Annotated in this window: 21 protein-coding genes and 2 riboswitches; of the genes, 7 read left to right on the top strand and 14 right to left on the bottom strand. The window is 64.5% G+C overall.

Features of this window, described 5'->3' with window-relative positions:
- From ACGYLQ_RS00235 to pcaF, 10 genes are read right to left on the bottom strand one after another with little or no spacing between them, the layout of a single operon-like run.
- Complete coding sequence (locus ACGYLQ_RS00235) at positions 1 to 969, bottom strand: SIS domain-containing protein (RefSeq protein WP_209216979.1); 969 nt, start codon at positions 967 to 969, stop codon at positions 1 to 3.
- Positions 966 to 1,580 carry a ribonuclease D gene (locus ACGYLQ_RS00230; RefSeq protein ID WP_067267658.1) on the bottom strand — a complete coding sequence of 205 codons (615 nt, stop codon included), beginning with the start codon at positions 1,578 to 1,580 and terminating at the stop codon, positions 966 to 968. Before ACGYLQ_RS00230 ends, ACGYLQ_RS00235 begins: the two co-directional genes overlap by 4 nt.
- A gap of 54 nt (positions 1,581 to 1,634) precedes the next feature.
- On the bottom strand, positions 1,635 to 2,414 hold the full coding sequence (locus tag ACGYLQ_RS00225; protein ID WP_394439583.1) for a PaaX family transcriptional regulator C-terminal domain-containing protein: 780 nt from the start codon (positions 2,412 to 2,414) through the stop codon (positions 1,635 to 1,637).
- Entirely contained in the window at positions 2,404 to 4,428 is a 2,025-nt protein-coding gene (paaZ, locus tag ACGYLQ_RS00220) for a phenylacetic acid degradation bifunctional protein PaaZ (protein WP_394439581.1), read from the bottom strand. Before paaZ ends, ACGYLQ_RS00225 begins: the two co-directional genes overlap by 11 nt.
- Positions 4,429 to 4,438: 10 nt before the next feature.
- Positions 4,439 to 5,503: a 2Fe-2S iron-sulfur cluster-binding protein gene (locus ACGYLQ_RS00215; RefSeq protein WP_394439578.1), complete on the bottom strand. Its 1,065-nt coding sequence runs from the start codon at positions 5,501 to 5,503 to the stop codon at positions 4,439 to 4,441.
- Positions 5,504 to 5,510: 7 nt separating this feature from the next.
- Complete coding sequence (paaD, locus tag ACGYLQ_RS00210; RefSeq protein ID WP_394439575.1) at positions 5,511 to 6,059, bottom strand: 1,2-phenylacetyl-CoA epoxidase subunit PaaD; 549 nt, start codon at positions 6,057 to 6,059, stop codon at positions 5,511 to 5,513.
- On the bottom strand, positions 6,053 to 6,775 hold the full coding sequence (gene paaC / locus ACGYLQ_RS00205) for a 1,2-phenylacetyl-CoA epoxidase subunit PaaC (protein ID WP_394440227.1): 723 nt from the start codon (positions 6,773 to 6,775) through the stop codon (positions 6,053 to 6,055). The genes paaD and paaC overlap by 7 nt, the downstream gene beginning before the upstream one ends.
- A 35-nt stretch (positions 6,776 to 6,810) precedes the next feature.
- Positions 6,811 to 7,155, bottom strand: coding sequence for a 1,2-phenylacetyl-CoA epoxidase subunit PaaB (gene paaB, locus ACGYLQ_RS00200; RefSeq protein WP_231886377.1), 345 nt, complete (start codon positions 7,153 to 7,155; stop codon positions 6,811 to 6,813).
- Positions 7,156 to 7,160: 5 nt separating this feature from the next.
- On the bottom strand, positions 7,161 to 8,153 hold the full coding sequence (gene paaA, locus ACGYLQ_RS00195; protein WP_394439572.1) for a 1,2-phenylacetyl-CoA epoxidase subunit PaaA: 993 nt from the start codon (positions 8,151 to 8,153) through the stop codon (positions 7,161 to 7,163).
- A gap of 28 nt (positions 8,154 to 8,181) precedes the next feature.
- On the bottom strand, positions 8,182 to 9,387 hold the full coding sequence (gene pcaF / locus ACGYLQ_RS00190) for a 3-oxoadipyl-CoA thiolase (protein ID WP_394439569.1): 1,206 nt from the start codon (positions 9,385 to 9,387) through the stop codon (positions 8,182 to 8,184).
- Positions 9,388 to 9,593: 206 nt separating this feature from the next.
- Between pcaF and ACGYLQ_RS00185 the strand changes: the two genes are divergently transcribed.
- On the top strand, positions 9,594 to 11,141 hold the full coding sequence (locus ACGYLQ_RS00185) for an alkaline phosphatase D family protein (RefSeq protein ID WP_394439567.1): 1,548 nt from the start codon (positions 9,594 to 9,596) through the stop codon (positions 11,139 to 11,141).
- 57 nt (positions 11,142 to 11,198) lie between these two features.
- On the opposite strand, the gene cobO is transcribed toward ACGYLQ_RS00185, so the two are convergent.
- The 3 genes from cobO to aroC form a co-directional block, all read right to left on the bottom strand.
- Entirely contained in the window at positions 11,199 to 11,804 is a 606-nt protein-coding gene (gene cobO / locus ACGYLQ_RS00180; protein WP_394439564.1) for a cob(I)yrinic acid a,c-diamide adenosyltransferase, read from the bottom strand.
- 70 nt (positions 11,805 to 11,874) lie between these two features.
- Complete coding sequence (locus ACGYLQ_RS00175; protein WP_067265788.1) at positions 11,875 to 12,813, bottom strand: DMT family transporter; 939 nt, start codon at positions 12,811 to 12,813, stop codon at positions 11,875 to 11,877.
- Between the two features lie 10 nt (positions 12,814 to 12,823).
- The gene (aroC, locus tag ACGYLQ_RS00170) at positions 12,824 to 13,933 is read right to left on the bottom strand and encodes a chorismate synthase (protein WP_394439562.1); all 1,110 of its coding nucleotides are present in this window, start codon (positions 13,931 to 13,933) and stop codon (positions 12,824 to 12,826) included.
- A gap of 92 nt (positions 13,934 to 14,025) precedes the next feature.
- A riboswitch (TPP riboswitch) is annotated at positions 14,026 to 14,127 on the top strand.
- 34 nt (positions 14,128 to 14,161) lie between these two features.
- Between aroC and thiB the strand changes: the two genes are divergently transcribed.
- Genes thiB through ACGYLQ_RS00155 form a run of 3 tightly spaced genes read left to right on the top strand, consistent with a single transcriptional unit; the run spans position 14,162 to position 17,350 of the window.
- Complete coding sequence (thiB, locus tag ACGYLQ_RS00165) at positions 14,162 to 15,139, top strand: thiamine ABC transporter substrate binding subunit (RefSeq protein ID WP_394439559.1); 978 nt, start codon at positions 14,162 to 14,164, stop codon at positions 15,137 to 15,139.
- Positions 15,115 to 16,671 (top strand): thiamine/thiamine pyrophosphate ABC transporter permease ThiP, encoded by a 1,557-nt coding sequence (locus ACGYLQ_RS00160; RefSeq protein ID WP_394439557.1) that lies wholly within the window; start codon positions 15,115 to 15,117, stop codon positions 16,669 to 16,671. The genes thiB and ACGYLQ_RS00160 overlap by 25 nt, the downstream gene beginning before the upstream one ends.
- Positions 16,658 to 17,350, top strand: coding sequence for an ATP-binding cassette domain-containing protein (locus ACGYLQ_RS00155; protein WP_394439554.1), 693 nt, complete (start codon positions 16,658 to 16,660; stop codon positions 17,348 to 17,350). The genes ACGYLQ_RS00160 and ACGYLQ_RS00155 overlap by 14 nt, the downstream gene beginning before the upstream one ends.
- Here ACGYLQ_RS00155 and ACGYLQ_RS00150 read toward each other — a convergent pair.
- Positions 17,347 to 17,829 (bottom strand): 6,7-dimethyl-8-ribityllumazine synthase, encoded by a 483-nt coding sequence (locus ACGYLQ_RS00150; RefSeq protein ID WP_394439553.1) that lies wholly within the window; start codon positions 17,827 to 17,829, stop codon positions 17,347 to 17,349. The two genes, ACGYLQ_RS00155 and ACGYLQ_RS00150, sit on opposite strands and share 4 nt — an antisense overlap.
- A 77-nt stretch (positions 17,830 to 17,906) precedes the next feature.
- Positions 17,907 to 18,046: riboswitch (FMN riboswitch) on the bottom strand.
- Positions 18,047 to 18,104: 58 nt separating this feature from the next.
- Here ACGYLQ_RS00150 and ACGYLQ_RS00145 point away from each other — a divergent pair.
- From ACGYLQ_RS00145 to petA, 3 genes are all read left to right on the top strand, one after another.
- The gene (locus tag ACGYLQ_RS00145; protein WP_394439551.1) at positions 18,105 to 18,719 is read left to right on the top strand and encodes an FMN-binding negative transcriptional regulator; all 615 of its coding nucleotides are present in this window, start codon (positions 18,105 to 18,107) and stop codon (positions 18,717 to 18,719) included.
- A gap of 60 nt (positions 18,720 to 18,779) precedes the next feature.
- Positions 18,780 to 19,388, top strand: a complete 609-nt coding sequence (locus ACGYLQ_RS00140; RefSeq protein WP_394439549.1) for a glutathione S-transferase — start codon at positions 18,780 to 18,782, stop codon at positions 19,386 to 19,388.
- A 190-nt stretch (positions 19,389 to 19,578) separates the two neighbouring features.
- Positions 19,579 to 20,139 (top strand): ubiquinol-cytochrome c reductase iron-sulfur subunit, encoded by a 561-nt coding sequence (petA, locus tag ACGYLQ_RS00135; protein WP_209219594.1) that lies wholly within the window; start codon positions 19,579 to 19,581, stop codon positions 20,137 to 20,139.
- Positions 20,140 to 20,145 lie beyond the last annotated feature (6 nt).

Raw genomic sequence — 20,145 nt, 5'->3', positions numbered from 1 at the left:
TCACCCCAGCCCGACGCGTAGGCAGTCGTGGATATGCAGCAGGCCGATGGGCGATTTGCCGTCGTTCTGCGCGGGGTCGGTCACGATAAGGCAGGTGATCTTGCGGCTGTTCATCACGCCCACGGCCTTTTCGGCCAATTCGTCGGGGGTGATGGTCACGGGCGCGGGGGTCATGACGTCGCGGGCGGTCATGGTCATCAAGCCATCCAGATGCCGGGCGAGGTCACCCATGGTGATGATCCCGGCCAGCGCGCCTTCCGCATCGGTGACGCAAACCACGCCAAAGCCCTTGCGGCTGATCTCGCTCAGCGCCTCGGGCATCGGGGCGTCGGCGGTGACCAGCGGCAGCTTATCGCCCACATGCATCAGATCGGCCACGCGGCTCAGCCTTGCGCCCAGCTTGCCGCCGGGGTGGAAGTCGCGGAAATGCTCGGCGGTGAAGGCGCGGTTCTCCATCAGCGCCACGGCCACGGCATCGCCCATCGCCAGCGTCAGCGTGGTCGAGGTGGTGGGCACCACGCCGGTGCCGCAAGCCTCTGCCGTGCGGGGCAGTTCGAGCACCACGTCGCTATGGCGGCCAAGGCTGCTTTCGGGGCGGCTGGTGATGCCGATGAGCGGAATGGCATAGCGACGCGAATAGGCGATGAGGTTGGCCAGCTCCGGCGCTTCGCCGGAGTTGGAAATCGCCAGCACCACATCGGCGGCGGTGATCATGCCCAGATCGCCGTGGCTCGCCTCGGCCGGGTGGACGAATTGCGCGGGCGTGCCGGTGGAGGCCAGCGTCGCCGCGATTTTATTGCCGATATGGCCCGACTTGCCGATGCCGGTGACGATCACGCGGCCCTTGCAGGTGCGCATCAGGTCAACCGCGGCGCGAAAGCGGTCATCGAGGCTGTCGGCCAACAGTGTCAGCGCGTCGGCTTCGCAGCGGATCACCCGGCGGGCGGTGTCGAGGAAAGGTGTGTTCATGCGTGTGCGAAGATGTCCGTATCCGGCCATCCCTCCAGATCCAGCCGCGCGCGCATGGGCAGGAAATCGAAACAGGCCTGCGCCATGTCCATCCGGCCTTCGCGTATCAGGCGTTTGTTAAGTTCATCGCGCAGCCGGTGCAGGTAAAGCACGTCAGAGGCGGCATAGTCGATCTGCGCTTGGGTCAGCTCTTCGGCCCCCCAATCGCTGGATTGCTGCTGTTTCGAGATATCGACGCTCAGAAGTTCTTGGCAAAGCTTCGCCAGCCCGTGCCGGTCGGTATAGGTGCGCACCAGTCGGCTGGCGATCTTGGTGCAATAGACCGGCGTCGCGGTGGCGCCAAAGGTGTTGAGCATCGCGGCAATGTCGAAGCGGCCATAGTGGAACAGCTTCAGCACATGAGGGTTCTCCAGCAGCGCGCAGAGGTTCGGCGCCTCGGTCTGGCCCTTGGCGACCTGCACCAGATGCGCGTGACCATCGCCGCCCGAAAGCTGCACGACACAAAGCCGGTCGCGATGCGGATGCAGCCCCATCGTTTCGCAATCAATCGCGACCATCGGCCCAAGGTCGAGGTCATCCGGCAGGTCGTTCTGATAGAGGAAATTTGTCATGAGCACGTCTATATCCTGCTTGTCCGGCATGGGAAAGCGGGGCTTTGCGCCGCTTCAGGCGGTGGCCAGATTCTGCAGTGCGGGGCGCGGGTAGCGATTTAGTAAGCGGTCGACGAGTTGATGACACTGGTAACCGGGCCATTCGGGGCGGATCAGCCCGCCGGGCAGGGTGGGATGCTTTAGCACCAATCGCCGCCAATTGTGCACGATCAGGCAGCGCAAGACCGCGACGTCCAAGGGGGTGAGTTGCTCTGGCGCGGGAAGCTCGGCATCCAAGGCCGTGAGCGCGGCCAAGAGTGCGTCATAGTCGCCCTCAAGCTCGGCGGGTTCGACTGCGCGGCGCAGCCACTCGGGCGGTGGCGTGCCGGGCAGGGCAAGACATCCCGTGGGGGCTGCGCTCTCGGCGCGTCCGACATAGGCGCGGGGCAGGGCGGCGATAAACCCCGCCTCTCGCAAGGCGCTGTCGGTCTCGCGCCCGTTCTCCTCGGTCACGACCATCTGCCAAGGTTCGGACAGGTCCGGCGGCGCGGCGTAGATGCGCGGACTGGCGGCAGCGCTTTCCGCGCGGCCTTGGGCGGTCAGGCTGTGCTGGCTGATCCGCCCCACCTTGTGCGACTGTAGCCAGCCGTCATTGCGCAGCCGGTGCAGTGCCACGCGGCTTGCCTCGGGCCGCACGTCGAGCGCGGCCATGATCTGCGACAGCACCGGCCCGTCGATTGCGTCGCCCTGTCCCTGTGCCAGATCGCCGAAGAGGCTGACCATCAGCGACCAGACCCGCTGACCGCCAAGGCCAGCGAGTGCCGCGACGACCGAGGGGGCGTGGTCAGACGGCATTCATCGTCAGCAGGTCGTATTCGGCGACCGCTTCCTCACGCTGGTTGGTGAGGGTCACATGCCAGCGCACCTCGCCGTATTCCTCGTTGCGCGGCGTCTTGTGCTTGACCGAGAGCCGCACCTTGATGCTGTCGCCCGCCGAGATCGGTTCAAGGAAGCGCAGGTTGTCGAGGCCGGTGTTGGCCAGCACCGGACCGGGGTCGGGCTGCACGAAAAGCCCTGCGGCAAAGCTGAGCAGGAGGTAGCCATGGGCCACGCGCCCCGGGAAGAAGGGGTTTGCCTTGGCGGCCTCGTCATCCATGTGAGCATAGAAGGTATCGCCGGTGAAATGGGCGAAGGTCTCGATATCCTCGAGCGTGACCTCGCGGCTGGGCGAATGGAAACTCTCGCCCAGATCAAGCTCGGTGAAGCGGCGGGTGAAGGGATGCGCGCGGTCGGTGATCTCTTCCGCGCCGGGCACCCATTGCTTGCCGATGGCGGTGAGGATGTCGGGGCTGCCCTGCACGGCGGTGCGCTGCATGTAATGCATCACGCCGCGCACGCCGCCCAACTCCTCGCCGCCGCCCGCGCGGCCCGGTCCGCCATGCACCATATGCGGCAGCGGAGAGCCGTGGCCGGTGGCCTCAGCCATAGATTTGCGGTTGTTAAAGTAGAGCCGTCCGTGGAAGGCGGCGGAGCCCATGGTCAACTCGCGCGCGACTTCGCTGTCGTTGGTGATGATCGACGCCACCAAAGAGCCTTGGCCGCGGTTCAGAAGCGTGCTCGCATGGGCCAGATCGCGGTAGGGCATGAGGGTTGAGACGGGGCCGAAAGCCTCGGTGTCATGCACGCGCTCGGCACTGTCGGGATCGGCGCAGTGGAACAGCATCGGCGGCAGGAAGGCGCCCTTGTCGCGGTCCGCGCCCTTCACGGTGAAGTTGTCGGGGTCACCGAAAACGCGCTCGGCCTCGGCGCTCAGCAGCACGACCTTCTCCAACACATCGCGTTTCTGGCTGCCCGAGACCAGCGCGCCCATGCGCGTGTCCTCGGCCCGGGGGTCGCCGATGGTGGTCTTTGCAAGGCGCTCGGACAAGGCTGAGATCACCGCGTCGATCTGCGCCTGCGGCACCATGATGCGGCGGATGGCGGTGCATTTCTGCCCCGCCTTGGCGGTCATCTCGCGCTGCACTTCCTTGACGAAGAGGTCGAATTCGGGCGTCCCCGGCACGGCATCGGGGCCGAGGACGGAGGCGTTGAGGCTGTCCTGCTCGGAGGTGAAGCGCACGGAGTTTTCCATGAGCTTCGGATTGCCACGGAGCTTCAGCGCGGTGTCGGCGGAGCCGGTGAAGGCCACGGCATCCTGACAGCCGAGCAGGTCGAGCATATCGCCCAAGCCGCCGCTCACGAATTGCAAAGCACCTTTCGGCAGCAGCCCGCTGTCCAGCATCAGCCGCACGCAATGCTCGGTGACATAGCAGGTGGCGGTGGCCGGTTTCACGATCGCTGGTACGCCCGCAAGCAGCGTCGGCGCTAGTTTCTCCAACATGCCCCAGACCGGGAAGTTGAAGGCGTTGATATGCACCGCGACGCCCTGCAGCGGGGTGCAGATGTGGCGCCCCATGAACTGCCCCTCGCGGCCCAGTTGCTCGGGCGCGCCGTCGAGGTAGACATGGGCGTCCGGCATCTCGCGCCGGCCCTTGGAGGCGAAGACCAGCATGGTGCCGATGCCGCCATCGACGTCGATTTTGTGGTCCGAGAGCGTGGCGCCGGTGTCGTAGCTCAGATCATAGAGCGCCTGTTTGTGCTCCATCAGGTGCAGCGCCAGCGCCTTCAGCATGCGCGCGCGGTCGTGGAAGGTCATGGCGCGCAGGGCGGGGCCGCCGTGTTCGCGGGCAAATCCCAGCATGGCGCCCGCGTCCAGCGCGTCGTTGCCCGCCTGCGCGATCACCTCGCCGGTAATGGCGCTGGCGATGTTGCGTGCGCCGGCCCCGGGGGCCAGCCATTCGCCGGCGGCGTAACTGTGAATATCGCGCATGTCGGCTCCTTCAGTGGGTGTCGTAGTCGATGGTGAGTTTGTCGCTCAGCGGGTAGGACTGGCAGGTCAGCACGTAGCCGCGTTCGACTTCGTAATCCTCCAGCGCGTGGTTCGAGATCATCTCGACCTCGCCTTCCAGCACTTTCCCCATGCAGGTCGAACAGACACCGGCTTTGCAGGAAAACGGCGCCTCCTGACCGTTCTCCAGCGCCGCTTCGAGGACCGATTGCCCCTTCTGCATGGTGAAGCTGCGCCGCGCGCCGTCGATGATGACGGTGATCTCGGTGCCCTTTTGGCCCTCGCTGCGCTTGGCCATTTCCTGTTTCGCCAGACGGCCCTGCTGGCTTTCGCTGAAGAGTTCGAACTTGATCTGCTCGTCGGTCAGCCCATTGGTCTTCAGCGCCTCGGCGATGGCCAGCATCATTGGCTCCGGCCCGCAGATGAAGGCGGTGTCGATGGTGTCGATCTGAATCCAGTGCTTGAACAGCGCGTTGCATTTGTCCTGATCGACCCGGCCCTCGAAAAGCTCCATGTCCTGACCGGATTCGAGGATGTGGATCACCGTCAGGCGGCCCATGAAGCGGTTCTTGAGGTCTTCGAGTTCCTCGCGGAACATGATCGTGTTCACCGCGCGATTGGCATAGACCAGTGTGAAGGTGGACTTCGGCTCGCGTTTCAGCACCGTTTTCAGGATCGACAGCACCGGGGTGATGCCCGAGCCGCCCGCGAAGCCGAGGTAGTTCTTGGCGACCTCCGGTTCGATCGGGGTGAAGAACTTGCCCTGCGGCGGCATGGCGTGCAGCACGTCGCCGACCTTAAGCTCGGTATTGGCATAGGTCGAAAAGGCCCCGCCATCGACGCGCTTGATGCCGACCTTCAGCGCGCCATCGTCTAACCCTGCGCAGATTGAGTAGTTGCGGCGCAGCTCGGTGCCGTCGAAATCCTGCTTGAAGGTCAGGTACTGGCCTTGTGTGAAGGCGAAGGCGTCGGGGTCTTCCGGCTTCAGCGTCAGCACCACCGCGTCGCGGATGGTGTGATGAATGTCGGTGACGGTGAGGGGGTGGAACTGGCTCATCGGGGCCTCAGATACATTTGAAATAGTCAAAGGGTTCATGGCAGTCCAAGCACCGCCATTGCGCCTTGCAGGGGGTCGAGCCGAACTGGCTGATCCGCTCCACCGCTTTCGATTGGCAGTGCGGGCAGTGCTGCGGCCCGCCGGCGGGGCGCGGCGGCGCGATGCCGTAGGCTTCGAGCTTGGCGCGGCCGGTGTCACTCATCCATTCGGTGGTCCAGGGCGGGGAGAGCTGGCGCTTCAGCTCCAGCTTCTCGATCCCGTGGCCGTGCAGCGCCGTCTCGATGTCGAGGTTGATGATGCTGGTGGCGGGGCAGCCCGAATAGGTCGGTGTGATGGTGACGACCAGCGTGTCGCCCTGCCATGCCACATCGCGGATGATGCCGAGATCGGTGAGCGAAATCGCCGGGATCTCGGGGTCCGGGATCGCGGAGAGCCACGCCCAGACCGTCTCGACCGACGGCTTCTCGCCGCGGGCGGGGCCACGCGAGGGGGCCCGGCGCACCACCCCCGGCACCGGCGCGGGGGCGGGCCGGCTGTGGGGGGCGGGTTTCACCATGTGGCGCCCGGGTAGGCGCGCTGCAGCCACTGCATCTGGGTCAGCATATGGCCCAGATGTTCGCTGTGCCGCGCGCCGGTCTTCCCGCCCCTATGGGCAAAGTCATCCTCGGGCTTGGTCAGGGTCGCCGCCGCCAGCGTGTCGCCGACCAGTTGGTCGTAGCTTTTGCGCATGCTCGCCGGATCGGGGGCGATACCGGCTTCGGCCATCGCCTCATCGACCGCGTCGCCGATGAACATCTCGCCCACATAGGGCCAAAGCAGGTCGAGCGCCGCCTGCATCCGGCGGTGGCTTTCCTCGGTCCCGTCACCAAGGCCGATCACCGTGTCCGAGGAGCGCTCGAGGTGATAAGCCACCTCTTTCGCCGATTTTTCGGCGATGGCGGCGATTTCTTTATCGCTCGAGTCGATCAGCGCGGTCAGCTGGGCCAAATGCCAGGCGTCAAAGAGGAACTGCCGCATCATGGTCTGGCCGAAATCGCCGTTGGGCTGCTCCACCAGCAGGACATTGCGGAAATCCCAAACATCGCGGTGAAAGGCGAGCGCATCGGCATCACGGCCTGCGCCCTCGACCTCGCCCGCCAGTCCCAGCCAAAGCTGCGTCTGCCCGATCAGGTCGAGCGCCACATTGGCCAGCGCGATGTCCTCTTCCAGCACCGGCGCCACGCCGCACCATTCCGAGACGCGGTGGCCAAGCACCAGCGCGTTGTCGCCCATACGGCAGAGGAATTCGAACTTGGGATCGGTGCCGCTCACATCGCCCCCACTTCGTCGGGAATGTCGTAAAAGGTCGGGTGGCGGTAGACCTTGTCGTTGGCAGGCTCGTAAAGCGCGCCTTTCTCCTCGGGGGAGGAGGCGGCGATGGCGCTGGCCTCGACCGCCCAGATGCTCACGCCTTCGTTGCGGCGCGTATAGACATCGCGGGCGTTCTTGATTGCCATTTCCGCATCCGCCGCGTGCAGGCTGCCGACATGGCGGTGGCTCAACCCGTGCTGGCCCCGGATGAAGATTTCCCACAGGGGCCATTCGGTGGGCCGTGCGTCGCCGTGGGGGGCGGCCTCGGTGCCTTTGTATTCGCTGGATTCAGGGCTGCTCATGTCGCTTACTCCGCTGCCATTTGTCTGCTGCGCTTTTTCTCGGCGTGGGCCAGAAGCCCCTCGCGCACCCAGCGGCCTTCGTCCCAAGCCTTGTTGCGCGCCGCCAGCCGTTCGGTGTTGCAGGGGCCATTGCCCTTGAGCACCTGAAAGAACTCTTCCCAATCCGGCTCGGCAAAGTCGTAGTGGCCGGTCTCTTCGTTGAACTTCAGCGTCTCGTCGGGGATGGTGAGGCCGAGGTATTCGGCCTGCGGCACGGTCTCGTCGACGAACTTCTGGCGCAGCTCGTCATTGGTGTTCATCTTGATCTTCCATGCCATCGACTGGGCGGAATGGACCGAGTCCTTGTCCGAGGGGCCGAACATCATCAGCGCCGGGAACCAGAAGCGGTTGAGCGCGTCTTGGGCCATCTTGCGCTGTGCTTCCGTGCCATTGGCCATCTTTATCATGATGTCGAAGCCCTGACGCTGGTGGAAGCTCTCTTCCTTGCAGATGCGGACCATGGCGCGGGCGTAGGGCCCATAGGAGGTGCGCTGGAGCGGTACCTGATTCATGATCGCGGCACCATCGACGAGCCAGCCGACGGCGCCCATGTCGGCCCATGTCAGGGTTGGGTAGTTGAAGATCGAGGAATATTTCATCTTCCCGGAAAGGAGGTCGCGGGTCATCTGGTCGCGGGTCACGCCCAGCGTTTCCGCCGCGCAGTAGAGGTAGAGACCGTGGCCGGCCTCGTCCTGTACCTTGGCCAGAAGGATCGCCTTGCGCTCCAACGTCGGCGCGCGGGTGATCCAGTTGCCTTCCGGCAACTGGCCCACGATTTCGGAATGCGCATGCTGTCCGATCTGGCGGATCAGGTTCTTGCGATAGCCGTCGGGCATCCAGTCCTTGGGCTCGATCTTGCCGCCCGCGTCGATGCGTTCCTGAAAGGCGCGCTCGTCGGGGTCCATCTCATCGAGGGATTTGACGCCCTTGCCGGTGGATTTGATCATCTGTGCATACATCGGTCCGTTCCTTTCGAGGAAAGAAGTGTCAGCCTGCGTTTTCGAGGATCAGGGCAACGCCCTGACCCACGCCCACACACATGGTACATAGCGCGTATTTGCCGCCCGTCCGCTTGAGCTGCAGCGCCGCCGTCATCACCAGACGCGCGCCGGACATGCCCAGAGGGTGGCCGATGGCAATCGCGCCGCCGTTGGCGTTCACATGGGGCGCATCGTCCGGCACGCCAAGCGCGCGGAGGGTGGCGAGACCTTGGCTCGCGAAGGCTTCGTTAAGCTCGATCACGTCCATCTGCTCGATCGTGAGACCCGCGCGGTCCAGCACCTTGCGCACCGCCGGGATCGGGCCGATGCCCATGACCCGCGGCTCGACGCCCGCCGCGGACATGGCCACGACGCGGGCAATGGGGGCAAGGCCGTGGTCCTTCACGCCCGCCTCGGAGGCCAGCAGCATCGCCGCGGCACCGTCGTTCACGCCCGAGGCATTGCCTGCGGTCACAGTCAGGTCAGCGCCGTTGATGCCGCGCAGCTTGCCCAGTTTCTCCAGCGTGGTGCCGGGGCGGGGGTGTTCGTCGCTGTCGACGACGATGTCCTCGCCCTTGCGCTGCGGAATGGTGACCGGGGCAATTTCCTCGGCGAAGACGCCCTTCTCGGCCGCGGCGGCATAACGTTCCTGGCTGCGTGCGGCGAAGGCGTCTTGATCCTCGCGCGACACGTCATAATTGGCGGCGACGTTGTCGGCGGTCTCGGGCATGGAATCCACGCCGAACTGCGCCTTCATCTTGGGGTTCACGAAGCGCCAGCCGATGGTGGTGTCATAGACGGCGTTGTTGCGCGAAAAGGCAGTTTCGGCCTTGGGCATCACGAAGGGCGCGCGCGACATGCTTTCAATTCCGCCCGCGATGGCGAGGTCCATGTCGCCCGCGCGGATCGCCCGGGCGGCAGCGCCGACGGCGTCCATCCCGCTGGCGCAGAGACGGTTGATCGTGGCGCCCGGCACGTCCACCGGCAGGCCAGCCAATAGCGACGCCATACGCGCCACGTTGCGGTTGTCCTCGCCCGCCTGATTGGCACAGCCCATGATCACGTCATCGACGCGCGCCCAGTCCACCGAAGGATTGCGCTCCATCAGCGCTTTCAGCGGCACGGCGGCCAGATCATCGGCGCGAACCGAAGAGAGGGCGCCGCCGTAACGGCCAATGGGGGTGCGCTGCGCGTCGCAGATGAATGCCTGCATGGGGGTCTCCTGTTGTTGCACCGTAATCTACACATCGGGGCGATTCGGTTCAATCAAAATGTTACGGAATGAAAATGGGGTGCAGATTTTGGTAACACGTCATCGCCCTGTCACCAAAGCTTTGCCAAAGAGTCACGCCGCTGTCGGCGCTCTGTCATGCGCCGGGGGTTCTGTGCCGCCATCGCCACCCTCAGAGGAAGCTCACGATGACTAAACTGATCCGCCCGACCCGTCGCGCTGTGCTGGCGGGCTCGACCGCCTTTGCCGCAAGCCTTGCCATGCCCAGCGTCAGCCGTGCGGCCTCGCGCCCGGTGTTTACCCATGGGGTGCAATCGGGCGATGTCGACACGCAGTCCGGCATGATCTGGACCCGCACCGACCGCCCGGCACGGGTGCAGGTCGAAATCTCCACCACCGAAAGCTTTGCCAACGCGCGCCAGCTTGCGCCGATGAACGCGTTGCCGAACCACGATCTGGCGGTGAAACGTCTGGTCGAAGGGCTGCCCTCGGATCAGGATATCTTTTACCGCTTCACCGCTGCGGACCTGAGCGACATCAACGCCACTTCCGAGCCGATCATCGGCCAGTTTCGCACCGCGCCCACCGCGCGCCGCGACGTGCGCTTTGCTTGGTCCGGTGACACCGCCGGTCAGGGCTGGGGCATCGACGATGAGGGCATGCGCACCTATGCGACCATGGCCAAACACCGCCCCGACTTCTTCCTGCATTCCGGTGACACCATCTATGCCGATGGCCCGCTTGAGGATGAGGTCCAGCTTGACGACGGCACGATGTGGAAGAACACCACCATCATCGACGAGAAGCGCAAGGTGGCTGAGACGCTGGACGAATACCGCGGTCAGTGGAAATACAACCTGATGGACGACCATGTGCGTGAGATGAACGCCCATGTGCCGACCTTCATGCAATGGGACGACCATGAGGTCGTGAACAACTGGTCCTCCTCGCGCAGCCTGATGGAAGACGACCGCTATAGCGAGAAGTCGATCCATGTCCTCGCCGCTCGTGCTTCGCAGGCCTTCCATGAGATGACCCCGCTGCGCATCACCCCCGCCGAGCCGGGTCGGATCTACCGCAAGATCAACTACGGTCCGATGCTGGATGTCTTCTTCCTCGACCTGCGCAGCTACCGGGGGCCGAACAGCGAGAACATGCAGACCGAGATGTCGCAGGCCACGGATATCCTCGGGGCCGAGCAGATGGCATGGCTCAAGCGGGAGCTGACCAATTCGACGGCCACATGGAAGGTCATCGCCTGCGACATGCCCATCGGTCTGGTCGTCGGCGGCGGGGCCGAGGCGGTTGCCAATGGCGACGATGGTGCCGCAAAAGGGCGCGAGCAAGAGATCGCGGGGCTGCTGCGTTTCATCAAGACCGCGCAGGTCGACAACGTGGTCTGGTTCACGGCGGATGTGCATTACACCGCCGCGCATTACTACAACCCCGACAAGGCGCAGTTTCAGGACTTTGACCCGTTTTGGGAGTTCGTCTCGGGCCCGCTGCACGCGGGCACCTTTGGCCCGAACGAATTGGACAGCACCTTTGGCCCCGAGTTGAAATACGTCAAAGCCCCCGAAGAAGGTCAGGTGAACCTGCCGCCCTCCGCCGGTCTGCAATTCTTTGGCTTGGTCGATATCGACGCCAAGACCCGGCAGATGAAAGTGCGCCTGATGGACCGCGCCGATACCGAGCTCTACTCGGTGACGCTCGACCCAAAGGGGGCGGCGATCTAAGCGCCCTCTGCATGGCTGAGTGAGAGGATCGCCCGGAAGCGGGCGATCCTTTTTGTTTCAGTAGTCGACGCCGCGCTGTGCTTTGATGCCCGCTTTGAACGGGTGTTTGACCTCGGACATTTCGGTCACCAGATCGGCATAGTCGCAAAGCTCGGGCCGGGCGTCACGGCCTGTCAGCACGACGGCGGTGCGCCTGTCGCGGGCGTCCAGCCCGGCGATCACGTCTTCGATCTTGAGGTATTCATAGCGGATGGCGATGTTGATCTCATCCATCACCACAAGGTCATAGTCGCCGCTCTCCATCATCTCGCGCGCCTTGCCAAATGCGGCCTCGGCGGCGGCGATGTCGCGGTTGCGGTCTTGGGTGTCCCAAGTGAAGCCTTCGCCCATCGTGTGCCATGTCACCTCGTCCAGCCGTTCAAAGAACAACCGTTCGCCGGTTTTCCATTTGCCTTTGATGAACTGGACCACGCCGACGCGCTGTTTCCAGCCAAGCGCGCGCACCACCACGCCGAAGGCGGAAGAGGATTTGCCCTTGCCCGGCCCGGTATGGACCAGCACCAGACCCTTGTCCGGGTCTTGCAACTCGGCCACCTTGGCGCGCTGTTCGGCCTGACGCTGCTGCATCTTTTCCTTGTGATCTTTCGGATCCGCGTCGCTCATCGGTCATCTCCTCTATCCGGTTTCGGGGCACCATAGGGAGAGGCCGGGCCGGGCGAAAGCCCGCATTCGATCACGCTTTGGGATCGGTGACAGACCGCGCCTTGCCCCGTTCCATCCCCAATTGCCGCTCGCGCCAGATCACCAGCGCGCCCGCGCTGATCACCAGCGCCGCGCCGGCCAGCATCATCATTGTGGGCAGCTCGGCAAAGAAGACATAGCCCAGCAAAATGGCGAAAAGCATCGAGGTATAGTCATAGGGCGCCAGCATCGAGGCCGAGCCAAAGCGATAGGCCGAGGTAATCAGGATTTGCGCCACCCCGCCGATCAACCCGGCGAGGACCAGCAGGCCAAAGGTTTGCAGATCGGGGATGACCCAGCCGAAGGGCAGGGTGCAAAGCGCCAGCAGGGAGGCGGTGCAAGAGAAGTAGAAGACGATCGCGGCGGTGTCTTCGTTCTGCACCAATTGACGAATGTGGATCTGCACGAGGCTGCGCACCATCGTCGCCATCAGGATCAGCAACGCGCCGATGGTGGCTGTCTGCTCCATCGTGCCGATGCTGGTGAAACGCGGCCAGAGGATGATCATCACCCCCACCAACCCAATCGCCACGGCACTCACGCGGATCAGGCGGATTTTCTCGCCCAGCAACACGGCGGCGAGGATGACGGTGAAAATCGGTGTGGCAAAACCGATGGCCGTGACCTCGGGCAGGGGCAGCAGGCCGAGGCCGGTAAAGGTCAGCCCCATCGCCGTGGTGCCGAAGAGCCCGCGCCAGACATGGCCCATCGGGTTTTGCGTCTTTAGCCCGCTTTTCAATTTGCCGCGCTGCGCCAGCCAGATCAGGATCACTGGAATGGCAAAGAAGGAGCGGAAGAAGACCGACTCCCCGGCGGGGACCTCGTCGGCCAGCGATTTGATGATCGCGGACATGCAGGTGAAAAGCAGGATCGCCGTGATTTTCAGACCGACACCAAGGGCGGGGCGGGCGGAGAAATCATCGACTTTCATGCTTTGATCCTCACGCCTCGGGGCCGATTATGCCGCGGTTCTGGCCAATCTGTCCGCGATGCAGCAGCAGGTGATCCAGCAGCACGCAGGCCATCATCGCCTCGCCCACCGGCACTGCGCGAATACCGACGCAGGGATCGTGGCGGCCCTTGGTGATGATCTCGGTCTCTTCGCCCTGTTTGGTGATGGTGCGCCGCGTGGTCAGAATGCTGGAGGTCGGCTTCACCGCGAAGCGCAGCACCACATCCTGCCCGGTGCTGATCCCGCCCAAGATGCCGCCCGCGTGGTTCGAGGAATATTCCGGCCCATCGGGTCCCATGGTGATCTCATCGGCATTCAATTCGCCGGTCAGCATCGCCGCCGACATGCCCTCTCCGATCTCCACGCCTTTGACGGCATTGATGCTCATCATCGCGGCGGCCAGATCGGTGTCGAGCTTGCCATAGACCGGCGCGCCGAGACCCGCAGGCACGCCGCGCGCCGTGACTTCGATGATCGCGCCGACGCTGCTGCCGGACTTGCGCAGCCCGTCGAGGTAGTCGGCCCAGTCCGCCGCCGCCTTGGCATCCGGCACCCAAAAAGGGTTTTGGTCGATTTGGTCCCAATCGAACGCATCGCGGTCGATCTTATGCGGCCCCATCTGCACCATGTAGCCGGTGATCTGAAGCTCCGGCGCCAGCGCCTTGATCGCCTCACGCGCCAGACCGCCCGCCGCCACCCGCGCGGCGGTCTCCCGGGCCGAGGAGCGGCCACCCCCGCGATAGTCGCGGATGCCGTATTTCTGGAAATAGGTGATGTCGGCATGGCCGGGGCGGAACTTGTCCTTGATATCCCCGTAGTCTTTTGAGCGTTGATCGGTGTTCTCGATCATCAACTGGATCGGCGTGCCGGTGGTAACCCCTTCGAAGGTGCCCGACAGGATCCGCACCTCATCCGCCTCACGCCGCTGCGTGGTGTATTTGTTCTGGCCCGGTTTGCGCTTGTCGAGCCACTGTTGGATCATGCCCTCGTCAATCGGCACGCCGGGGGGGCAGCCGTCGATGGTCGCCCCAAGGGCGGGCCCGTGGCTCTCGCCCCATGTGGTGACCCGGTAAAGATGGCCAAAGCTGTTGATCGACATGGGCGGACCTCCTGTTGTCAAACCCTTAGCCGGGGCAGCGCCCTGCCTCAAGGGGATTTGCCTTGCCAATTGTGCAGGTCCGATCTACCCCTGACGCTACCTCGGGGGGCCTTTGGGCTGAGATGTGCATGTTGTGCGGACCCGTTGAACCTGAACCGGTTAACACCGGCGGAGGGAAGGTCAGGACAGACATCCACCTTTTACCTTTCGCCGCAAAAGGAGGATGCGATGAAGTATCTTACACTTGCTGCGGGCGTCATGGGCGCATCGGCCGCATGGGCCGAGACGCCTGAACTGACGGTCTATACCTACGACAGTTTCGTCACCGAATGGGGGCCGGGCCCGGCCATCGAAGAGGGGTTCGAGGCCGAATGCGGCTGCGATCTGAAATTCGTCGGCATGGGCGACGGTGCGGCCTTGCTGGCGCGGCTCAAACTTGAAGGCGCACGGTCGGACGCGGATATCGTGCTGGGGCTGGACACCAGCCTCGTCGCCGCCGCGAAAGAGACCGATCTGTTTGCGCCGAGCGGGTTGCAGGCCGACTATGACCTGCCGATCACTTGGGAAGACGAAGTCTTTGTGCCCTATGACTGGGGCTACTTCGCTTTTGTCCACGGCAAAGACCTTGCCGCGCCCGCCGATTTCAAAGCCTTAGCCGAGAGCGATCTGAAAATCGTGATCCAAGACCCGCGCTCTTCGACGCCCGGTCTGGGGCTGTTGATGTGGGTCAAAGCGGCCTATGGCGACGCCGCGCCCGAGATCTGGGCGGGGCTGGCCGATAACGTCGTGACCGTGACCAAAGGGTGGTCCGAAGCCTACGGCCTCTTCCTCGAAGGCGAGGCTGATATGGTGCTGAGCTACACCACTTCCCCCGCTTATCACCTGATCGCGGAGGAGGACGACAGCAAGACCGCAGCGCTGTTCGACGAGGGCCATTACATGCAGATCGAAGTGGCGGGGAAACTCGCCGGGTCGGACCAGCCGGAACTGGCGGATCAGTTCTTGCAATATCTCGTTTCCGACGCGGCGCAATCGGTGCTGCCGACGACCAACTGGATGTATCCCGCCGTGACGCCCGAAGGCGGTCTGCCCGCAGGGTTCGAGGGCATGATCCAGCCCGACAACGCGCTGTTGGTACCGAACGACGAAGTCCCCGCGCTTCGTGAGGAGGCTTTGGACGAATGGCTGACCGCGCTGTCGCGTTAAGCGGCAAAACGGGGCTTTTCGCCGCCGCGCTGGTGGCGGAGCTGATCCTTGCCGCTTTGGCCGCCGTCTTTGCGGCGGCCGATGTGGGCGCAGGGCTTGGCCCGGCGGATTGGGCGGCGGTGCGGTTTACCGCGACACAGGCGGTTTGGTCGGCGGTGCTTTCGGTGCTGCTGGCCGTGCCGGTGGCGCGGGCGCTGGCGCGGCGGCGGTTCTGGGGGCGCGGGGCGCTGATCACGCTGCTGGGCGCGCCCTTCATTCTGCCGGTGATCGTGGCGGTGCTGGGGCTGCTGACGGTCTTTGGCCGGTCGGGCGTGCTGAACCAATTTGGCGCGGCTCTGGGCCTGCCGCCGGTGTCGATCTACGGGCTGCATGGTGTGGTTCTGGCGCATGTCTTCTTTAACCTGCCGCTGGCGACGCGGCTTTTGCTGCAAGGCTGGCAGAGCATCCCGTCCGAGCGGTTTCGGCTCGCGGGGCAGCTTCAGATGACGCCGCGGGCGCTGTTTCTGGCGCTGGAATGGCCGATGCTGCGGCAGGTGCTGCCCGGTGTGGCGGCGCTGATTTTCGTGATTTGCCTGACCAGTTTCGCCGTGGCCCTGACGCTGGGCGGTGGGCCGCGGGCGACGACGATTGAATTGGCGATCTATCAGGCCTTTCGGTTCGACTTCGATCTGGGGCGCGCCGCGCTTCTGTCCGTGGTGCAGCTTGTTCTGGCTGGCGCTGCGGCGGTGGCGGCGCTTTGGCTGATCCCGCCGATCAGCTTGGGCGGCGGGTTGGACCGCCCCCTGCGCCGCTGGGATGCGCGGGGCGGCGTGCAGCGAGCGTTGGACGGGGTGGTGATCGCGCTCGCCGCGCTGTTTTTGCTGCTGCCGCTGGGCGCCGTGGTGCTGCGCGGTCTGACGGGGGTCGCGGAACTGCCTGCCTCGGTCTGGCAGGCCACCGGGAATAGCATTCTGGTGGCGGGGTTGAGTGTGGCGGTGCTGGCCCTGCTGGCGCTGCCGATGGCAGGCTGGATCGCCACCCGGCGGCGCGGCGGGGTTGAGGCGATTGGCCTGATGGGGCTTGCGGCCTCTCCGCTGATGATCGGCACGGGGTGGTTCATCCTGATCAACCCTGTGCTGGACCCGGCGCGGCTGAGCCTGCCGGTCACCGCCTTGGTCAACGCGCTGATGGCGCTGCCATTCGTGCTGCGCATTTTGGTGCCGCGCCTGCGCGAGACCTTGCAGGATTATGGCCCCCTGACCCAAACCCTCGGCATGACGGGTTGGGCGCTGTGGCGGCTGCTGGTCCTGCCGCGTCTGCGCCCGCAATTGGGCTTTGCTGCCGGGCTGACGGGGGCGTTCTCGGTGGGGGATCTCGGCGTGATCGCGCTTTTCGCCGATCAGGAACGTGCGACGCTGCCTTTGCAGATGTACCGTCTGATGGGCGCCTACCGGATGGAGGCCGCGGCGGGAGCAGCGCTGCTTTTGCTGGTCTTGGCGCTGGCGGTGTTTTTCATCTGCGACAAATGGGGGCGCTGGCATGCTGACGCTTGAAGACATGCGCATTGAGCGGGGCGAGTTCTCCCTCGTGGCCGATATGAGGCTGGCGCAGGGGCGCAACTACGCGGTGATCGGCCCCTCGGGGTCGGGCAAGTCGACCCTGCTGGCGGCAATCTGTGGGTTTGTGCCCGTGGCGGCGGGGCGGCTGCTGCAGGAGGGGGAGGAGATCACGGAACAACATCCCGGCCAGCGCGGCATGACGATGCTGTTTCAGGACAACAACCTATTCCCGCATCTCACCGTGCGGCAGAACGTCGGCCTTGGCCTGCGCCCCGACCTGCGGCTGAAAGCGGCGGATCGGGAGGCGGTCGATGCCGCCCTCGCGCGGGTGGGGCTCAGCGATCACGCCGCCAAACGCCCCGGCGCGCTGTCGGGCGGGCAGCAAAGCCGCGTGGCGCTGGCGCGGGTGTTAGTGCAGGCCCGGCCATGGGTGCTGTTGGATGAGCCCTTCGCCGCCCTTGGTCCGGCGCTGCGAGTCGAGATGTTGGATTTGGTCCAAGACCTCGCCCGCGAGACCGGCGCGGGGCTGATCATGGTGACCCATGCCCCCGATGACGTGCGCCGCATCGCGGATGAGGTCATCTTTGTCGAAGGCGGGCGCGCTCATGCGCCGGGACCGGCGGCGGAATTGCTTGACAACCCGCCCCCGGCCCTGCGCGCCTATCTCGGCTAGGCGGCGGAAATTTTTGAAATTTCCGCGCCGTTTTCTTTTGAAGAAAACGTCTCCAGCGCTTGGGTCATGCCAAGGGCAGCTTGCGCGGCTTCGCGGCCCTTGGTGACGAAATGGTCGCGGTAGATCGCGTTGTGATGATCCGTTTCCTGATAGTGGTGCGGTGTGAGCGAGACTGACAGCACCGGCAGGTCGCTGTCGAGCCCCACGCGCATCAGCCCATCGACCACCGTCTGCGCTACGAAGTCATGCCGGTAAATGCCGCCATCCACCACGAAGGCCGCGCAGATCACGGCGTCGTAGCGCCCGGTCTTGGCCAGACGCTGGGCCATGAGCGGGAGTTCAAAGGCCCCGGGAACGGCAAAGCTTTCCACCTGCGCGGCGTCGATAACTTCGGTAAACCCGTCATAGGCGCGGTCGACGATATCCGCATGCCAGCTTGCGCGCACAAAGGCGAAACGGGCGGAACGTTCTTGTGTCATGGTGATCTCCTTTAGGTTCAGACACGTCCACCCAAGGCGATCACGCGCAAAGACCGGGGCTTCGCCCTCGTCTTTGTTCGCATTCTCTTTCATCCGGACTGTGACCGTCGGCTCTGGAGTCGCACCAGATCTGCTGACACCTTCGAAAAGGCCGCTCGCGGGCTTGCGGGGACCGCTTACCGCCGGTGGGGAATTCCGCCCCGCCCTGAGAATGATGTCAGGTTGCCAAGTTGCGCAAGGCTCTGCAATACCAAAAGAAACGCATAGGAGGCACCATGCACCCCAATCCGATTTTCCGCAAAGAGGGCCGCGACCGGAACCTCGCCTTTGCCCGTGACGTCGGTTTTGGCGTGTTGGCGATAAACGCCGACGAGGGGCCGTTGATGGCGCATGTGCCCTTCATTCTGAACGAAGCCGGGGATTTGGCGGAGCTGCATTTGGTGCGCTCAAACCCCATCGCGCGGGCGCTGAAAACCCCGCAGCCGGTGCGTTTGGCGGTGACGGGGGCCGACAGCTATGTCTCGCCCGACTGGTACGGGATCGAGGATCAGGTGCCGACATGGAACTATGTGGCCGTGCATCTGACCGGCAGGCTCGCGCTGCGCCCGGCAGAGGAATTGCCCGATCTGCTGGCACGGCAATCGGCGATTTACGAGGCGCGGCTGGCCCCAAAGACCCCGTGGAAGATGGACAAGATGACCCCCGAGGCGCGGGACAAGATGCTGCGGATGATCGTGCCTTGCCAGCTCCGCGTCACCGGGGTCGACGGCACATGGAAGCTGGGCCAGAACAAGGATGCGGCCGTGCGTCTGGCGGCGGCGGAGCAGATGGCGGCGCATGGGTTCGGCACGGATCCGGCGGTGATGGCGGCCTTGATGCGCGGGGTGTGATCGCCGTTGCGTCTGGCGCGGCGCCGTTGAATAGTGCGGGCAACCAAGGGGGGACTTCACGTGAAACTATTTTATTCTCCAACCTCGCCCTATGTCCGCAAGGTCATGGTGCTGCTGCATGAGACCGGCCAGCTTGACGATGTCGCGCTGGAGCCGACATCGGGCACGCCGCTGGCTCCGGCTGAGGGCTTTGCCGCGGGCAACCCGCTGACCAAAGTGCCCGCGCTGGAGCGGCCAGACGGCTGCACGCTGTACGACAGCCGGGTGATCTGCGCCTATTTGGATGACCGCGCCGGGGCGGGGCTGTACCCCCAAGGCACAAGCAGGTGGGACACTTTGACGCTGGAGGCCACGGCGGACGGGATGCTCGATGCCGCGCTCGCCATGGTCTATGAGGGCAAGCTGCGCCCCGAAGACAAACGCATGTCGGAATGGGTCGAAGGCCAGTGGGGCAAGGTCGACCGGGCCTGTAAGACGCTTAACAATCAATGGGCTGCGCATTTGGCTGGGCCTTTGGACATGGGGCAAATCGCGCTTGGCTGCGCCTTGGGGTATATCGATTTTCGCCATGCTGCGCGGGACTGGCGGGCCGGAAACCCCGATCTGGCGGCATGGTTCGATGCCTTTGATTCGCGCCCTGCGATGACCCATACCGCGCCGCCGCAGTAAGCGCGCCGTAATGATATTGCCACAATCGCGGTATTTTTGCCGCGTTGTGGCGCGGTTGATCCAAGATGCGCGGCTTTGACATCTGGACGGGCGCGGTCCATCCCGGTAGATAGCGGCGAGAAGTCAGGTGGCAAGGTGACGCCACCCCTATGTCTGTCGGCCAAAGTTGGCCAAGAATTGGAGTAAACCCGTGTCCCAAGCAGAAGAACACGCAGGCACCCGGAGGGATTTCCTGTATTACGCGACAGCCGGTACAGGTGCCGTCGCCGTTGGTGCCGCCGTCTGGCCGCTGGTCAACCAGATGAACCCCTCTGCCGACGTAAAGGCGCTGTCGTCCATTCGTGTGGATGTTTCCGGCGTCGAAGTCGGGACGCAGCTGACCGTGAAATGGCTGGGCAAGCCGGTGTTCATTCGCCGCCGCACCGAGGCCGAGATCGAAGAGGCAAGCGGTGTTGACGTGTCCAGCCTGCCTGACCCCATCGCGCAGAACGCCAACCTGGGCGGCGACGTACCCGCCACAGACGCCAACCGCGCCTTGGACGAAAACGGCGAATGGCTGGTTCAGATGGGCGTCTGCACGCACCTTGGCTGCGTGCCTTTGGGTGATGCTGGCGACTTTGGCGGCTGGTTTTGCCCCTGCCACGGGTCGCACTACGATACGGCGGGCCGCATCCGTAAAGGGCCGGCGCCGCGCAACTTGCCGGTGCCTGTCGCCGAATTCGTGGACGAGTCCACGATCAAACTGGGTTAAGGGAGC

It is taken from the genome of Sulfitobacter sp. 1A12779 (assembly GCF_043557315.1).
Lineage (GTDB): Bacteria > Pseudomonadota > Alphaproteobacteria > Rhodobacterales > Rhodobacteraceae > Sulfitobacter > Sulfitobacter faviae.
The sequence above is the reverse complement of the archived record's forward strand: the minus strand, read 5'-3'. Positions and strand labels throughout refer to the sequence as shown.

What these genes read in the sequence shown, in the direction of transcription:
- ACGYLQ_RS00155 (WP_394439554.1), top strand. Translation starts at nt 16,658, where the DNA reads ATGCTGACGCTTGAAGACATGCGCATTGAGCGGGGCGAGTTCTCCCTC.
- ACGYLQ_RS00185 (WP_394439567.1), top strand. Translation starts at nt 9,594, where the DNA reads ATGACTAAACTGATCCGCCCGACCCGTCGCGCTGTGCTGGCGGGCTCG.
- ACGYLQ_RS00175 (WP_067265788.1), bottom strand. Translation starts at nt 12,813, where the DNA reads ATGAAAGTCGATGATTTCTCCGCCCGCCCCGCCCTTGGTGTCGGTCTG.
- ACGYLQ_RS00230 (WP_067267658.1), bottom strand. Translation starts at nt 1,580, where the DNA reads ATGACAAATTTCCTCTATCAGAACGACCTGCCGGATGACCTCGACCTT.
- ACGYLQ_RS00145 (WP_394439551.1), top strand. Translation starts at nt 18,105, where the DNA reads ATGCACCCCAATCCGATTTTCCGCAAAGAGGGCCGCGACCGGAACCTC.
- thiB (WP_394439559.1), top strand. Translation starts at nt 14,162, where the DNA reads ATGAAGTATCTTACACTTGCTGCGGGCGTCATGGGCGCATCGGCCGCA.
- ACGYLQ_RS00225 (WP_394439583.1), bottom strand. Translation starts at nt 2,414, where the DNA reads ATGCCGTCTGACCACGCCCCCTCGGTCGTCGCGGCACTCGCTGGCCTT.
- cobO (WP_394439564.1), bottom strand. Translation starts at nt 11,804, where the DNA reads ATGAGCGACGCGGATCCGAAAGATCACAAGGAAAAGATGCAGCAGCGT.
- paaB (WP_231886377.1), bottom strand. Translation starts at nt 7,155, where the DNA reads ATGAGCAGCCCTGAATCCAGCGAATACAAAGGCACCGAGGCCGCCCCC.
- paaZ (WP_394439581.1), bottom strand. Translation starts at nt 4,428, where the DNA reads ATGCGCGATATTCACAGTTACGCCGCCGGCGAATGGCTGGCCCCCGGG.
- paaD (WP_394439575.1), bottom strand. Translation starts at nt 6,059, where the DNA reads ATGGTGAAACCCGCCCCCCACAGCCGGCCCGCCCCCGCGCCGGTGCCG.
- paaA (WP_394439572.1), bottom strand. Translation starts at nt 8,153, where the DNA reads ATGTATGCACAGATGATCAAATCCACCGGCAAGGGCGTCAAATCCCTC.
- pcaF (WP_394439569.1), bottom strand. Translation starts at nt 9,387, where the DNA reads ATGCAGGCATTCATCTGCGACGCGCAGCGCACCCCCATTGGCCGTTAC.
- aroC (WP_394439562.1), bottom strand. Translation starts at nt 13,933, where the DNA reads ATGTCGATCAACAGCTTTGGCCATCTTTACCGGGTCACCACATGGGGC.
- ACGYLQ_RS00160 (WP_394439557.1), top strand. Translation starts at nt 15,115, where the DNA reads ATGGCTGACCGCGCTGTCGCGTTAAGCGGCAAAACGGGGCTTTTCGCC.
- ACGYLQ_RS00215 (WP_394439578.1), bottom strand. Translation starts at nt 5,503, where the DNA reads ATGAGCCAGTTCCACCCCCTCACCGTCACCGACATTCATCACACCATC.
- ACGYLQ_RS00235 (WP_209216979.1), bottom strand. Translation starts at nt 969, where the DNA reads ATGAACACACCTTTCCTCGACACCGCCCGCCGGGTGATCCGCTGCGAA.
- ACGYLQ_RS00150 (WP_394439553.1), bottom strand. Translation starts at nt 17,829, where the DNA reads ATGACACAAGAACGTTCCGCCCGTTTCGCCTTTGTGCGCGCAAGCTGG.
- paaC (WP_394440227.1), bottom strand. Translation starts at nt 6,775, where the DNA reads ATGGGCGACAACGCGCTGGTGCTTGGCCACCGCGTCTCGGAATGGTGC.